We start from the raw sequence: 14,095 nt of genomic DNA, 5'->3' as shown, positions 1-14,095 counted from the left end.
GGGATGTGTCGCGGAGAAGTTCAGTAGCCACAGTATATCCGCGCGGGAGCAGAATTGTCAAACGCCGAATTCCAGGACGACGAATTGCGCCGGGAGCAGGAATTCATCGACGGGCTGTACGCGCGTGTGGACGCGCTGCGCGGTGACACCGAGGGCTCCGTCACGGACGCGCTGGCGCAGGGCGATACACCCATGCAGGCCCGGCTGGAGCGGGACATCCTCGTCGCCGAGCGCTCGGGGCTGCTGGCCGCGCTGAACGCCGTCGACGGTTCGCTCTGCTTCGGCCGTATCGATCTCACCTCCGGCGCGAGCCACCACATCGGCCGCATCGGACTGCGCGCCGACGACGCGGAGCGCACCCCGATCCTGATCGACTGGCGCGCGGATGTCGCCCGCCCCTTCTACCTGGCCACCGGGCACACTCCGATGGGCCTGCGCAGGCGTCGGCACATCGCTTCCGAGGGGCGCCAGGTCACCGCCCTGCACGACGAGATCCTCGACCTCGGCGACCGGGAGCGCACCGGCCACGAGGACCCCTCCGGTGACGCCGTGCTGCTCGCCGCGATCGATTCGGCCCGCACCGGCCGGATGGGCGACATCGTGCAGACCATCCAGGCCGACCAGGACCGCATCATCCGCGCGCCCCACCGCGGCGTCCTGGTGGTGGAGGGCGGCCCCGGCACCGGCAAGACGGCCGTCGCCCTGCACCGGGCGGCCTATCTGCTGTACGAACACCGGGAGTTGCTCGCCCGCCGGGCCGTCCTCATCGTCGGCCCGAACCCCGCCTTCCTCGGCTATATCGGCGAGGTGCTCCCCTCGCTCGGCGAGACGGGCGTCCTGCTGTCCACGGTCGGCGATCTGTTCCCCGGTGTGAAGGCGACCGCGACCGACACCCCCGAGGCCGCCGCCGTGAAGGGCCGCGCCGACATGGCCGACGTGCTCGCCGCCCTCGTACGGGACCGGCAGGCGCTGCCCGACCCGGTGATCGCGATCGAGCACGACCGTGAGGTCCTGATGCTGGACGAGGGTCTCGTGAGCGTCGCCCGCGAGCGCACCCGCGCGGCCAAGCTGCCGCACAACGTGGCCCGCGAGCACTTCGAGGGCCACATCCTGAACACGCTGACGGACCTGGTCGCCGAGCGGATCGGCACCGATCCGTACGACGGCACCAACCTCCTCGACGCGAGCGACATCACGCAGATCCGCGACGAACTCGCCGAGAACTCCGAAGTCTGGTCGGCCATCGACCAGTTGTGGCCCCGGATCACCCCGCAGCGGCTGGTCGCCGACTTCCTCGCCGACCCCGAGGGGTATGTGTCCGCCGAGGACGCCGCCGCCGTCCGCCGCCCGGTCACCCGCGCCTGGACCACGGCCGACGTGCCGCTCCTGGACGAGGCGGCCGAACTCCTCGGCGAGGACGACCGGTCGGCACGCGCCCGCGCCGAACGCGAGCGCACGGAACAGGTGTTGTACGCGCAGGGCGTGCTGGACGTGTCGTACGCGTCCCGGACCTACGAGTTCGAGGACAAGGAGGACGGCGACCCGGACGCCTCGGAGGTGCTGTCCGCGCACGACATCATCGACGCCGAGCGGTTCGCCGAGCGGCACGAGGAGGCCGACCACCGCAGCGCGGCCGAACGCGCGGCGGCCGACCGTACCTGGGCGTTCGGGCACATCATCGTCGACGAGGCGCAGGAACTGTCGCCCATGGCCTGGCGGTTGCTGATGCGGCGCTGCCCGACCCGCTCGATGACCCTGGTCGGTGACCCGGCGCAGACCGCCGAGGCCGCCGGGGTCGGCTCATGGGAGCGGATCCTCGCGCCGTACGTCGAGGACCGCTGGGAGCACACCCGCCTCGGCGTCAACTACCGCACCCCCGCCGAGATCATGGACGTCGCGGCGAGCGTGGTGCGCGCGGCGGACCCCGGCTTCCGGCCGCCGAGTTCGGTACGGTCCACGGGCGTACGGCCCTGGGCGCGCGTCACCGACGACCTGCCCGGAGCCGTGGCCGAGGCGGTCAAGGAGATGACCCCGGCCGAGGGTCGGCTCGCGGTGATCGCGCCGCGCGCGCTGCACCGTTCGCTCGCCGCGCGACTGGACGGGGTGACGGCGGGCGCGGAACCGGATCTGACCCGGAGCGTGGTGCTGCTCGACGCGCGCCAGTCCAAGGGGCTGGAGTTCGACTCGGTCCTGGTGGTCGAGCCCGGCCAATGCGGCACGAGCGATCTGTACGTGGCGCTGAGCCGGGCCACGCAGCGGCTGGGCGTGCTGTACACCGGCGACCTGCCGAAGCCGCTGGCGGACGCCTTCGCCTGAGGACGTCACCGACCGGCCCCGCCCGTCGGCGAGGCCGGTCGGTGGGCGGAGGCCGCGGTCAGGGGCGCTGGACCTGGAGCAGCTTGTCCGGCGAACCGGCGCCCGCCCCCGCGATCTTCACGGTGGCCGCCCGCTGGACCAGGGCGCGGCGCACCTGCGCCGGGGTGGCCCCCGGGTGACCGGCGAGATACAGCGCCGCCGCGCCCGTGGCGTGCGGCGTGGCCATCGACGTACCGGAGGCGGTGGCCGTGCTCGTGTCGCTCCGGGACGAGTCGGAGACGATGGCCGCTCCGGGGGCGAACAGGTCCACCGCCGGGCCGTAGTTGGAGAAGCGCGCGCGGGCGTCCTCGCGGTCTGCGGCGCCCACGGTGATGGCCTGGTCGACGCGGGCCGGGGAGTACAGGTTCGCGGGGAGATCGTCGTTGCCCGCGGCCACCGCGTAAGTGACGCCGGAGGCTATGGAGTTGCGTACGGCGGCGTCCAACTGCGCGTTGGCGCGACCGCCCAGGCTCAGGTTCGCCACCGCGGGCTTCTTCGCGTGCCTGGTCACCCAGTCGATGCCCGCGATCACCTGCGCGGTGGTTCCGGCCCCCTTGTCGTCCAGGACGCGTACGGCGACGACCTTCGCCTGTTTGGCGATGCCGTAGGTGGTGCCCGCGATGGTTCCGGCCACGTGGGTGCCGTGTCCGTTGCCGTCGGCGGCGGTCCTGTCGTCGTCGACGAAGTCCCAGCCGTACGCGGCCCGGCCGCCGAAGTCCTTGTGGGTGATACGGATGCCGGTGTCGATGACGTAAGCCGTGACGTTCGCGCCCCCCGGTTCGGGCCAGGCGTAGCCGTGGTTCAGCGGGAGTCCCGGCTGGTCGACGCGGTCCAGGCTCCACGGCGGGTCCCGCTGGACGTCGTCGAGCCGGACGGCGGTGTCCTGGACGACCGAGGCCACGCGGGGGTCGGCCGCGAGGCGCCGGGCCTGCCGTGGACCGACCCGCATCGAGAACCCGTGGAGCACCTTCCCGTAGGTGTGGCTGATTTCCGCCCCGTACATCCCGGCGAGGTCCCGACCCGTGGCCGACGGGTCCTTCGGTTCCCCCTTGAGTGTCACGATGTAGCTCCCGCTGACGGCGCCCGGAGCGTCGGCGCCGAGCACGGTCCCGACCGGGGCGGCTTGCGCGGGCTGGGCGGTGGCCGAGAGTGCCACGACCGCACAGGCCGCGGTGACCCCGCTCGCCCAGCGCAGACACCCGCTTCTCATCCGAGCCATGACTCGAGTCCCCCTCCTGAACTCGGCGCGTCCCGACCGGGGTTCACCGTCCCCGGCCCCCTCACGACCGACACGCCGCTTGGCAGCCTCTCGTGCGGACCGAACCACCACAAGACCACCGAGGAGGGCGGAATCGGCCATATCGGCGAGGAGGGAACACGGGAAAGGTTGCGTGGAGTTTCGGCCGGATCGCGGTGCGGGGCTCAGAGCGAGTCGTCCGCCGCCTCCTCGCACAGCTTGCGCAGGACGTTGCCGCAGCGTCGGGCGTATGCGTGCTGGAGGCCGCGGGTCGCCGGGCCGCCCGCTCGTGCGTACCACTTGGCCGGGCGGCTGAAGGCGTTGATCGTCAGCCAGACCGTGCCGTCACCCGTACGATCCACGACGAACGCCTCCTCGCCGCACTCCGGGTGACCCTTCAGCGTGCCGTACGCCCAGCCGGCGCGGCGGTGTTCCTCCACGGTCCAGACCACGCGGCAGGGGGCCTTGACCATGCCCGCGAGGACGATCGTGACGTCGACCCCGGGGGCCGCCCGGTCCTTGTCGGCCAGGACGCCCACGCCCAGCGCCCGGTGCAGCTCCCAGGTGAGCAGCGCCTCGGCCGCCCGCCGGAACACCGCCTCGCCCTCGCCGATCCGCGCGCGCACGTGCAGCGGGTGGAACCCCTCGGGACAGTGGCCGGGCTCACGGGTGGCGCCGACGTCGGTATAGGTGAACTCAGCCGAAGACATGGGCCCCAGCGTAAGGCGACCCCCGGCGTGCGCTTGCCCGCCGGGGGTCGTCGTGTCCGCTCTGCGCGGACTGTGTCGCTACGGCCAGTTGACGTACTGGCCGACGGTTCAGCTCACGTTGACCGCGGTCCAGGCGGCGGCCACCGCGTTGTACTCGGTGCTGCCGGAGCCGTACAGCGCCGACGCCGCGCTCAGGGTCGCCGTACGGGCGCCCTTGTAGTTCGTGGTCGACGTCATGTACGTGGTCAGCGCCTTGTACCAGATCTGGAGCGCCTTGTCCCGGCCGATGCCGGTGACCGTGGAGCCGTTGTACGTCGGGGAGTTGTACGACACCCCGTTGATCGTCTTCGCGCCGCTGCCCTCGGACAGCAGGTAGAAGAAGTGGTTGGCGATGCCGGACGAGTAGTGGACGTCCTTGTTGCCGGCGCTGGAGGACCAGTAGTCCAGCGAGGCGCCGTCCTTGCTCGGCTTGTCCATGTAGCGCAGCGGGCTGCCGTCGCCGTTGATGTTGATCTTCTCGCCGATGAGGTAGTCGCCGACGTCGGAGGAGTTGTTGGTGGCGAACTCCACACCGGTGCCGAAGATATCCGAGGTCGCCTCGTTCAACCCGCCGGACTCACCGGAGTAGTTGAGGTTGGCCGTGGCGGAGGTGACGCCGTGGCTCATCTCGTGACCGGCGACGTCGAGCGAGGTCAGCGGGTGGGTGTTGCCCGAGCCGTCGCCGTACGTCATGCAGAAGCAACTGTCGTCCCAGAACGCGTTGACGTAGCCGCTGCTGTAGTGGACGCGGGAGTAGGCCGCCGTGCCGTTGTTCTTGATGCCGTTGCGGCCGAACGTGTTCTTGTAGAAGTCCCAGGTGGCCTGCGCCCCGTAGGCGGCGTCGGCGGCGGCCGTCTGGTCCGAGCTGGAGCTGGAGGCCGCCCCGGTGCCGAACACGTTGGTGGTGTTGGTGAACAGCGTGCCGGTGCCGGACGTGCCGCGCGCGAGGTTGTACGTCTTGTGGCCGCCGCGCGAGGTGTCGTAGAGCTGGTACGACGAGCCCGACAGGTTGGTGCCGAGGGTGACCGTGCCGGAGTACAGGGTCTTGCCGGTGCCCGTGCCGGTCTCGATGGCCTGGTACTCGTGGAGCTTCTTGCCGGTGGCCGCGTCGGTGATGACGTGCAGCTCGTTGGGGGTGCCGTCCTCCTGGAGGCCGCCGACCACGGTCTCGTAGGCGAGGACGGGCGTGCCGTCGCCGGCCCAGATCACCTTGCGGGGCGCGTTGTCGGCGTCGGTGCGGGTCGAGCCCGCGTCCTTGGCGGCGGTCAGCGCCTGGCTCTCCGCCTTCGAGGCGGCGACCTTCGGCGTGGTCGAGGCGACCTTGATGGTGGCCTTCGTCGCCCGGGTCACGCCCTCGGTCTTACCGGCCTTCTCGTGGACGACGAGGTCGCCGCCGAGGACCGGGAGGCCGTCGTAGGTGCGCTCGTAGCGCGTGTGGACCGTGCCGTCGACGTCCTTGACGACGTCCTTGACGACGAGCTTCTCCTTGGCGCCGAGGCCTATCTGACGGGCCGTGTCGGGCGCCGTGGTCTGGGCGTCGGCGATGAGGGAGGAGCGCGCCGACGCGGAGAGCGCGGTCGGGGCGGCGGCGAGGGACTTCGCCGCGCCGGCCGGGGCCGCCGTGGTCTGGGCGGAGGCGGCACCGGCGGTCAGGCCGGTGGCGAGCAGGGCTCCGGCCGCGACGGCGGTGGCGATGGCCAGGCTGGTGCGGTGGTGACGCGCGTTGGGGGGAGTCACGCAAGCTCCTTCTGTGGGGGTCCGTCAGGCGTGGGGGCCCGGCGGAAGGGTGAAGTTTGCGGTGCGGGTTGTCGTGCGGGGGAAGCCTGGCATTAACGGCGCGTACATGTCAGGACCCTGCGGTGATGTTGGCTGAAACTCGTCGGCCCGCTTCGTGTTTCCGGCAGGTGAACGGGCGCCGTTCCGGGGGCCGAGACTCCCGGAACGACGCCCTGTCCTCGTGTTCGAGCCGCCTAGCGGAAGGTCTTACGGGAAGGTCACCTTCCAGCCATCGATGTAGCCGGTGTCACCGGAGTACATGTCCTGCACCTTGAGCTGCCAGGTGCCGTTGGCGGGAGCGGTGGACGCGTTGACCGTGTAGGTCTCGTGCACATCGTCCGCGGAGTCGGAGATGTTGTTGTTCTTCAGCCGGTACGTGGTCCCGTTCGGGGCGACCAGGTCGATCCGGAGGTCACCGCGCCAGGTGTGCACGATGTCGACCGAGACCTGGAGGTTCGACGGGGCGTTGCCGGTCAGGCCGGACGCGGTGATCGACGAGGTGACGGCCGAACCGCCGTCCGGGATCGAGACGTCGGCCGCGTTCTCGAACGCGGTGCCACCACCGGGGTTGCCGCCGCCACCGGAGCGCGCGCCGACCGCGACGGCCGCCCAGGCGTCCGCCACCGCGTTGTACTCGTTGCTCGAGGTGCCGTACAGCTCACCCGCCGCCGCGAGCGTGCCGGTGCGGGCCGCCGCGTAGTTGGTGGTGGACGTCCACTTCGTGGTCAGCGCCCGGTACCAGATCTGGAGCGCCTTGTCCCGGCCGATGCCGGTGACCGGAAGCCCGTCGTAGGTCGGCGAGTCGTAGCTGACGCCGTTGATGACCTTGGCGCCGCTGCCCTCGCTGAGCAGGTAGAAGAAGTGGTTGGCGATGCCGGACGAGTAGTGCACGTCCTTGTTGCCGGCGCTGGAGGACCAGTAGTCCAGGGACGCGCCGTCCTTGCTCGGCTTGTCCATGTAGCGCAGCGGGGTGCCGTCGCCGTTGATGTCGATCTTCTCGCCGATGAGGTAGTCACCGGGGTCGTTCGGGCTGTTGGCGTAGAACTCCATGCCCGTGGCGAAGATGTCGGACGTGCCCTCGTTCAACCCGCCGGACTCACCGGAGTAGTTGAGGTTCGCGGTCGAGGAGGTGACGCCGTGGCTCATCTCGTGACCGGCCACGTCCAGCGAGGTCAGCGGGTCGTTGTTGCCCGAGCCGTCGCCGTACGTCATGCAGAAGCAACTGTCGTCCCAGAACGCGTTGACGTACGAGTTGCCGTAGTGGGTGCGGGAGTAGGCGCCCACACCGTCGTCCGCGATGCCGTTGCGGCCGAAGACGTTCTTGTAGAAGTCCCAGGTCTCGGCGGCGCCGTAGTGCGCGTCGGCACCCGCGGTCGCGGCGTTGGAGTTGGTGCCGTCGCCCCAGGTGTCGTTCGTCTGCGAGAACAGCGTGCCCGTGCCGGACGAACCGTGGTTGAGGTTGTACGTCTTGTGCCCGCCGCGCGCGCCGTCGGTCAGCGTGTAGTTCGAGCCCGACTGCGTGGTCGTCAGCGAGACCTGGCCGCTGTAGCGGGTGTTGCCGATACCGGTCTTGACGCCCTGGTAGCGGGACAGCTCCTTGCCGGTGGCGGCGTCGGTGATGACGTGCAACTGGTTGGGCGTGCCGTCGTCCTGGAGCCCGCCGACCACCGTCTCGTACGCGAGCACCGGGGTGCCGTCGGCCGCCCAGATCACCTTGCGGGGGGCCTGGTCCGCGTCGGTCCGCGTGGAGCCCGCGTCCTTGGCGGCGGCCAGCGCCTGGCTCTCCGCCTTCGAGGCGGCGACCTTCGGCGTGAGCGAGTCGACCTTGATGGTCGCCTTGGCGGCCTTGATGACCCGCTGGGTCTTCCCGGCCTTGTTCGTGTCGACGATCAAGTCGCCGCCGAGCACGGGGAGTCCGGCGTAGGTGCGCTCGTAGCGTGTGTGCAGCGTTCCGTCGGCGTCCTTGACAACGTCACGGGCGACCAGCTTCTCCTGGGAGCCGAGGCTGATGTCCCGGGCGGTGTCCGCCTTCGCCGCGTTCGCGTCGCGGAGCAGCTCCGTGCGCTGCGAGGGGGTCAGCTTCACGGCGGCGTGGGCGGAGTTGAGCTTCCCGGCCGAGGGCGCGGCCGGCGCGGCGCTCGCGGCACCGGACTGGACGGCTGCGGCCAGCAGGGCGGAGACGCCAACGAGGGCGACCGCGGCGGCGCGACGGGAGGGAGTGTGGGAGGTGCGTCTGCGAGAGGAACTGCGTCTCAACACTGACTCCTTCTGCGTGGCCGCGCACTGGCGCGGCCGGGGGGTACCGGACGGAAGGTGGACCGTCCGGGCAGAACAAGCGGAACGCGGAACCAGGAGCACGAGCATGGCCTGCTACGGCACAGCCGTGGCACTGTGGGGTGGCTGTGGAGCGGGCCGTGGGGAAGCGTGCCAGGAGAACCCCGTGATTGTCAGGTCTGCGTCAACAGATTGGCCGGAAAGGCTCCGTTGCCCGGATGGTCATGTTCGTTATACGGACTGTTCACCGAAGACGGCCGACCGCGCCGTGCCGTCCGCGCTGTCCACGCCGGTCGCGTCGACCGAACTCCCGGGCGTCGACGGCTCGTGCGGTGACTCACGTCCGGGGGCGGTATCCGGTCGTCGGCCCCACGGGAGGGCAGCGGCCTCCTTGCCGTCCATGGAATGACATCGCGAGCGGAATGCGAATTCCTTTCGATTCCTTTCGGTGTGTTCGGTGGATTCGGTCTGCTCGGTGCGTTCTCATTTCCGCACCACCCGCACTCCGTTGACATGTGCCGAGGCCGCCTGAAAGGGTCATTGTCGGCGCGCATGAATTGAGAGTTGATGTGCCGTCAGAATTGAACAGGAATACGGGGAGATGAAATGAAGATCGGTCGCATTCTGTCCGTCGCCGTCGTGTCCGGGTCCCTTCTGTGTTCCGCCATGGCCGCGTCCGTCGCGGCGCCGTTGTCGGCGGAGGTCCGGGGTTCCGCCCTGGCACCTGGCATGTATGTCCTGAGCAACGAAGGGTTCGCGGCGCTGTCCGCGGCGCGGTCGCTGCGACTGCCCGCCTCCTCGGCTCTGTCGGACGGGGCCTCGTCCGAGACGCGATCGGCCCTGTCCGACCATTGGAACCAGCGAGTGAAGGTGTGGAGCAAGGACGCGAACGGCCTGAGGATTCCGACACGCTTCGGAAACGGAGAACTGGGCTGGAGCCACTTCTCGCGTCCGCACAACATCACCAATACGAAGGTGATCAAGGTGATCACCAGTGAGCATCCGGAACGACAGACCCCGCAGGAGAGGCGGGGCAATCCGCATCGCCTCAAGTACGGCGGGGTGTTGGTCGACGGCCGCGGTCATGTACTCGCCCGGCTCCGGGCCTGGGTGCAGAACGCGAAGGCGACGCAGGACGGACGGTACCGGGTCACGGACGGCAGCGGTATCGTCGGCGTCATCACCGCCTACTGCACGGGGCGGCCAGGGAACAAGTGCCCGGATGCGGTGAACCGTGCATGAGGATCGTCCCCACAGCGCCTGACGAGTGGCACCCCCACGTCACCGTGGCAGGTCCCGAGTACGAGGGCTTGCTGTACTGGCTGCGCGGCTTCGTCGCGGTACCGCTGACCGGCGACGCACTGGTGTTGCGCGGTGTCCTGCCGCCCCGTGGCGCGGACGGCGGCCCCCGTGTGGCGCTGTGGAACGGGCGAGACCTGTCCTCGTCGGTCGCCTTCGACATCGCCGTCACCGATGCCGAAGGCGATCTGCTGGACCCCCTTCTGCACATCCTCGCGCTGCGCCGCCTGGCGGCCGACCACGCCCTCGGCCGACTCGCCCGGCCCGCCGAGACGGACACCTTCGGCATCCCCGTACACGACGTGCGGCAGCGGTACCCCGAGATCGCCGCCGCATGCGGCCCCACGATCAGCGATGCCCTGGACCTGCCCCTGCGCGCCCTGACCGCGCAGGTGCGGGACCTGGAGGACTGCGCTCTGTGGGGTTTCGTCCTGGCGGACGACGAGACCGGTCGCTACTACGTCCGTATCCCCGGCGAGAACCAGCCGGAGGAGATCACGGTCGGCGTCGATGTGCGGTTGCGTGACCGCGCGGGGACGCCGAAGCGGCTCGTGGGGATGCTCGACGTCTACCTGCCGGGCCTGGCCTACGAACGCGACCTGACGCGCTACCGGGTCGCGGACGGCGACGGGTACTGCGACATGGTCTGCGACGTGACGGAGCTGATCGGCGGGCCGGAGGAGTGAGGCAACCTCTCCCCGTCACGCCAGACTGTCCCGCCAGGCCCGGTGCAGATCCGCGAACCTCCCCTTGCCCTCGATCAGTTCGGCCGGGCTGCCGTCCTCCACGATGCGGCCGTGCTCCATGACCAGGACCCGGTCGGCGATCTCCACCGTCGACAGGCGGTGGGCGATCACCACGGCCGTACGGCCGCGCAGCACCGTCACCATCGCCCGCTGCACCGCCTGTTCGCCCGGGATGTCCAGGGAGCTGGTCGCCTCGTCCAGGATGAGGACCGCCGGGTCGGCGAGCAACGCCCGTGCGAAGGAGACCAGTTGACGCTGGCCCGCCGAGATGCGCCCGCCCCGCTTGCGGACGTCCGTGTCGTAGCCGTCCGGCAGGGCGCTGATGAAGTCGTGCGCGCCGATCGCCTTCGCCGCGCGCTCGATGTCCTCGCGGGTCGCGTCCGGGCGGCCGATCGCGATGTTCTCGGCGACCGTGCCCGAGAACAGGAACGCCTCCTGGGTCACCATCACCACTCCGCCGCGCAGCGCGGGCATGGAGAGGTCGCGCAGGTCGACGCCGTCCAGCAGCACCCGGCCGTGGGAGGGGTCGTAGAAGCGGGCCAGCAGCTTGGCGAGGGTGGACTTGCCGGCGCCCGTGGAGCCGACCACCGCGACGGTCTGCCCGGCCGGGAGGGTCAGCCCGAAGCGGGGCAGCACCTCGCCCCCGGTGCGATAGCCGAAGCTCACGTCGTCGAACACGACCTCGCGGCCCGGCAGTTCCGTACGGCGCGCGGGAAGCTGCCGGGGCGCCGCGGGCTCGGGGACCGAGGGCTTCTGGGCGAGCAGACCGGCGATCTTCTCCAGTGAAGCCGCCGCCGACTGGTAGGAGTTGAGGAACATGCCGAGCCGGTCGATCGGGTCGTACAGCCGCCGCAGATACAGCACCGCCGCCGCCAGCACACCCAGCTCCAGCGTGCCGTCCGACACCCGGTAGGCGCCCCACAGCACCATGCCCGCGACCGCCGTGTTGGCCACCAGCCGGGAGCCGGTGACATAACGGGCCATCTCCAGCAGCGCGTTGCCGTTGGTGGCCTCGTGACGGCGGTTGAGCGTACGGAAGGCGGCGTCGTTCGCGGCCTCCTGGCGGAAGGCGCGCACCGGACGGATGCCGTTCATGGTCTCCACGAACTTCACGATCACCGCCGCGATCGCCGTGGACCGCTCCCGGTAGACCCGTCCCGCGCGCCGCTGGTAGAGCCGTACCAGCAGATACAGCGGCCCGAAGGACGCCACGGCGACCGCGCCGATGCCCAGGTCCAGCCACAGCAGCATCGCCGCGATGTAGACGAAGGACAGGATGACCGTGACCAGCTCCTGGAGCCCCTCGTCCAGCAGCTCGCGCAGCGACTCCACGTCCGTGGTGGAGCGGGAGATGAGCCGGCCCGAGGTGTACCGCTCGTGGAAGTCCACACTGAGCGCCTGCGCATGGCGGAAGATCCGGCCGCGCAGGTCCAGCAGGACGTCCTGGTTGACCCGGGCCGCGGCGACGATGAACGCCCACTGCAACGCCCCGGAGGCCAGCGCGCACAGCAGATAGCCGACGGCCACCGCGATCAGCGGCCCGTGGTCGTCACGGCGCAGCGCCGGTACGGCGGTGTCGATCGCGTACGCCACCAGCAGCGGGCCCGCCTGCACCGCCGCCTGCTGGAGCAGCAGCAGAAGCGTGGTGCCGGCCACGCGCGCCTTCATGGGCGTGAGGAGCGAGCGCAGCAGGGCGGCCGTGGCGCCCGGGGCGGAGGGCAGGACGTCCCGGTCGAAGGGGTCGTCGGCGGCCCGGGGGCGCGGCGCGTCCTGGGCGTCCCCGGTGGTGGGGGCGGAGGTCGTGGGAGCCGTCATCGGTCGTCGTCCTCTTCTTCCTCCGTGGGCCGGCCCGACATGAGGAGGGCGTACTCGGCGTTGGTGCGCAGCAGTTCGTGATGGGTGCCGACGGCGGCGATCCGGCCGCCGGAGAGCAGGGCGACGCGGTCGGCCAGCAGCACCGTGGACGGGCGGTGGGCCACGATCAGGGCGGTGGTGCCCTGGAGCACCTGGCGCAGCGCGGCCTCCACGGCCGCCTCCGTGTGCACGTCCAGCGCGGACAGCGGATCGTCCAGGACCAGGAAGCGGGGGCGGTCGACGACGGCGCGGGCCAGCGCGAGGCGCTGCCGCTGGCCGCCGGAGAGGCTGAGGCCCTGTTCACCCACTTGGGTGGTGGGGCCGTCGGGCAGGGCGTGGACGAAGTCGGCCTGGGCCACGGCGAGGGCGCGGTGCAGCTCGTCCGTGCCCGCGTCGGGGCTCGCGCCCATGAGGACGTTGTCGGCGACGCTCGCGGAGAACAGGGTGGGCTCCTCGAAGGCGACGGCGACCATCGCCCGCAGCTCCTCGCGGCGCAGCTCGGTGATGTCCTGCCCGTCGAGGGTGATCCGGCCCTCGGTCACCTCGTGCAGCCGGGGGATGAGCGCGGTGAGCGTCGTCTTGCCACTGCCGGTCGCGCCGACCAGGGCCATGGACTCACCGGGGCGGATGTGCAGGTCGACGTCGTCCAGGAGCGGTGTGGAGCCGGCGGGGGCGTCGGGGTAGCGGAAGCGGACGTTCTCGAAGCGCAGCCCCGTACCGGCGGGCCCGGCGGTGGGGACGGCGGGCGCGGTCTCCTGCTCCGGTCGCGCGTCCATCACCTCGAAGTATCGTTCCGTCGCCGTGGTCGCCTCCTGGCTCATCGCCAGCAGGAAGCCGATCGACTCCACCGGCCAGCGCAGGGCGAGCGCCGTGGAGAGGAAGGCGACCAGCGTGCCCGTCGACAGCGAGCCGTCCGAGACCTGCACGGCTCCCACCACCAGCGTGGCCCCGATGGCCACCTCCGGCAGGGCCATGATGACCGCCCAGATGGTCGCGAGCAGCCGGGCCTTGCGCAGCTCGGTGCCGCGCAGCTTCCCGGACAGCTCGCGAAACGCCCGCGCCTGGCTGCGGTGGCGGCCGAACCCCTTGATGATGCGGATGCCGAGCACACTCTCCTCGACCACCGTCGTCAGATCCCCGACCTGGTCCTGCGCCTGCCGGGCCGCGTGCGCGTACCGCTTCTCGAAGACCGCGCTCAGGGCGATCAGCGGCACGGCGGGCGCCAGCATCACCAGCCCCAGCGTCCAGTCCTGGAGCAGCATGATGACCACGCCGACCAGGATCGTCACGCCGTTGACGAAGAGGAACGTCATCGGGAAGGCGAGGAACATGCGCAGCAGCATCAGGTCCGTCGTGCCCCGGGAGAGCAACTGACCGGACGCCCACCGGTCGTGGAAGGCGATCGGCAGCCGCTGCAGATGCCGGTACAGATCCGCCCGCATCTCCGCCTCGACACGCGACAGCGGACGCGCCACCAGCCAGCGCCGCAGCCCGAACAGCAGCGCCTCGGCGACCCCGAGCAGCAGCAGATACAGCGCGCCCCGCCACACACCTGCGGAGTCGCGTTCCGCGATGGGCCCGTCCACCATCCACTTCAGTACGAGCGGGATCACCAGCCCCATACAGGAGGCGACGACCGCGACGAGCGCGGCGGTGACCAGGCGCGCGCGCACCGGTCGTACGTACGGCCACAGGCGCAGCAGCGTACGGACGGCCGAACGCTCTTCCGGACGGGGCCGTTCAGCAGGGTCTTCGGCGGAGGCAGGTGTCGTGGGCATCACCAGCGAGCCTACGGACTGACCCGC

At 70.8% G+C, this 14,095-nt stretch carries 9 protein-coding genes; 3 read left to right on the top strand and 6 right to left on the bottom strand.

The genetic code is table 11. From position 1 onward, the window contains the following. Positions 1-36 precede the first annotated feature (36 nt). Positions 37-2,316, top strand: coding sequence for a HelD family protein (locus ACZ60T_RS07030; RefSeq protein WP_469665541.1), 2,280 nt, complete (start codon positions 37-39; stop codon positions 2,314-2,316). Positions 2,317-2,374: 58 nt separating this feature from the next. On the opposite strand, the gene ACZ60T_RS07025 is transcribed toward ACZ60T_RS07030, so the two are convergent. From ACZ60T_RS07025 to ACZ60T_RS07010, 4 genes are all read right to left on the bottom strand, one after another. Further along, positions 2,375-3,574: a S8 family peptidase gene (locus ACZ60T_RS07025; protein ID WP_469665054.1), complete on the bottom strand. Its 1,200-nt coding sequence runs from the start codon at positions 3,572-3,574 to the stop codon at positions 2,375-2,377. 203 nt (positions 3,575-3,777) lie between these two features. Then, a complete protein-coding gene (locus tag ACZ60T_RS07020) occupies positions 3,778-4,302 on the bottom strand; it encodes a DUF1990 family protein (protein WP_365622588.1) in 525 nt (174 codons plus the stop codon). 108 nt (positions 4,303-4,410) lie between these two features. Further along, positions 4,411-6,078: a M4 family metallopeptidase gene (locus ACZ60T_RS07015; protein WP_469665051.1), complete on the bottom strand. Its 1,668-nt coding sequence runs from the start codon at positions 6,076-6,078 to the stop codon at positions 4,411-4,413. 246 nt (positions 6,079-6,324) lie between these two features. Continuing rightward, positions 6,325-8,373 (bottom strand): M4 family metallopeptidase, encoded by a 2,049-nt coding sequence (locus ACZ60T_RS07010; RefSeq protein WP_469665049.1) that lies wholly within the window; start codon positions 8,371-8,373, stop codon positions 6,325-6,327. A 624-nt stretch (positions 8,374-8,997) separates the two neighbouring features. On the opposite strand from ACZ60T_RS07010, the gene ACZ60T_RS07005 reads away from it, so the two are divergent. Both ACZ60T_RS07005 and ACZ60T_RS07000 read left to right on the top strand, forming a co-directional pair. Beyond that, positions 8,998-9,633 (top strand): hypothetical protein, encoded by a 636-nt coding sequence (locus ACZ60T_RS07005; protein ID WP_469665047.1) that lies wholly within the window; start codon positions 8,998-9,000, stop codon positions 9,631-9,633. Then, positions 9,630-10,376 (top strand): hypothetical protein, encoded by a 747-nt coding sequence (locus ACZ60T_RS07000; protein WP_469665046.1) that lies wholly within the window; start codon positions 9,630-9,632, stop codon positions 10,374-10,376. Before ACZ60T_RS07005 ends, ACZ60T_RS07000 begins: the two co-directional genes overlap by 4 nt. Positions 10,377-10,391: 15 nt before the next feature. Here the strand turns inward: ACZ60T_RS07000 and ACZ60T_RS06995 are convergent, their stop codons facing one another. Both ACZ60T_RS06995 and ACZ60T_RS06990 read right to left on the bottom strand, forming a co-directional pair. Beyond that, positions 10,392-12,251, bottom strand: a complete 1,860-nt coding sequence (locus ACZ60T_RS06995; RefSeq protein ID WP_469665044.1) for an ABC transporter ATP-binding protein — start codon at positions 12,249-12,251, stop codon at positions 10,392-10,394. Beyond that, a complete protein-coding gene (locus tag ACZ60T_RS06990; protein WP_365622602.1) occupies positions 12,248-14,068 on the bottom strand; it encodes an ABC transporter ATP-binding protein in 1,821 nt (606 codons plus the stop codon). Before ACZ60T_RS06990 ends, ACZ60T_RS06995 begins: the two co-directional genes overlap by 4 nt. Positions 14,069-14,095 lie beyond the last annotated feature (27 nt).

The organism is Streptomyces sp. NPDC104371, assembly GCF_055583785.1.
The sequence above is the reverse complement of the archived record's forward strand: the minus strand, read 5'-3'. Positions and strand labels throughout refer to the sequence as shown.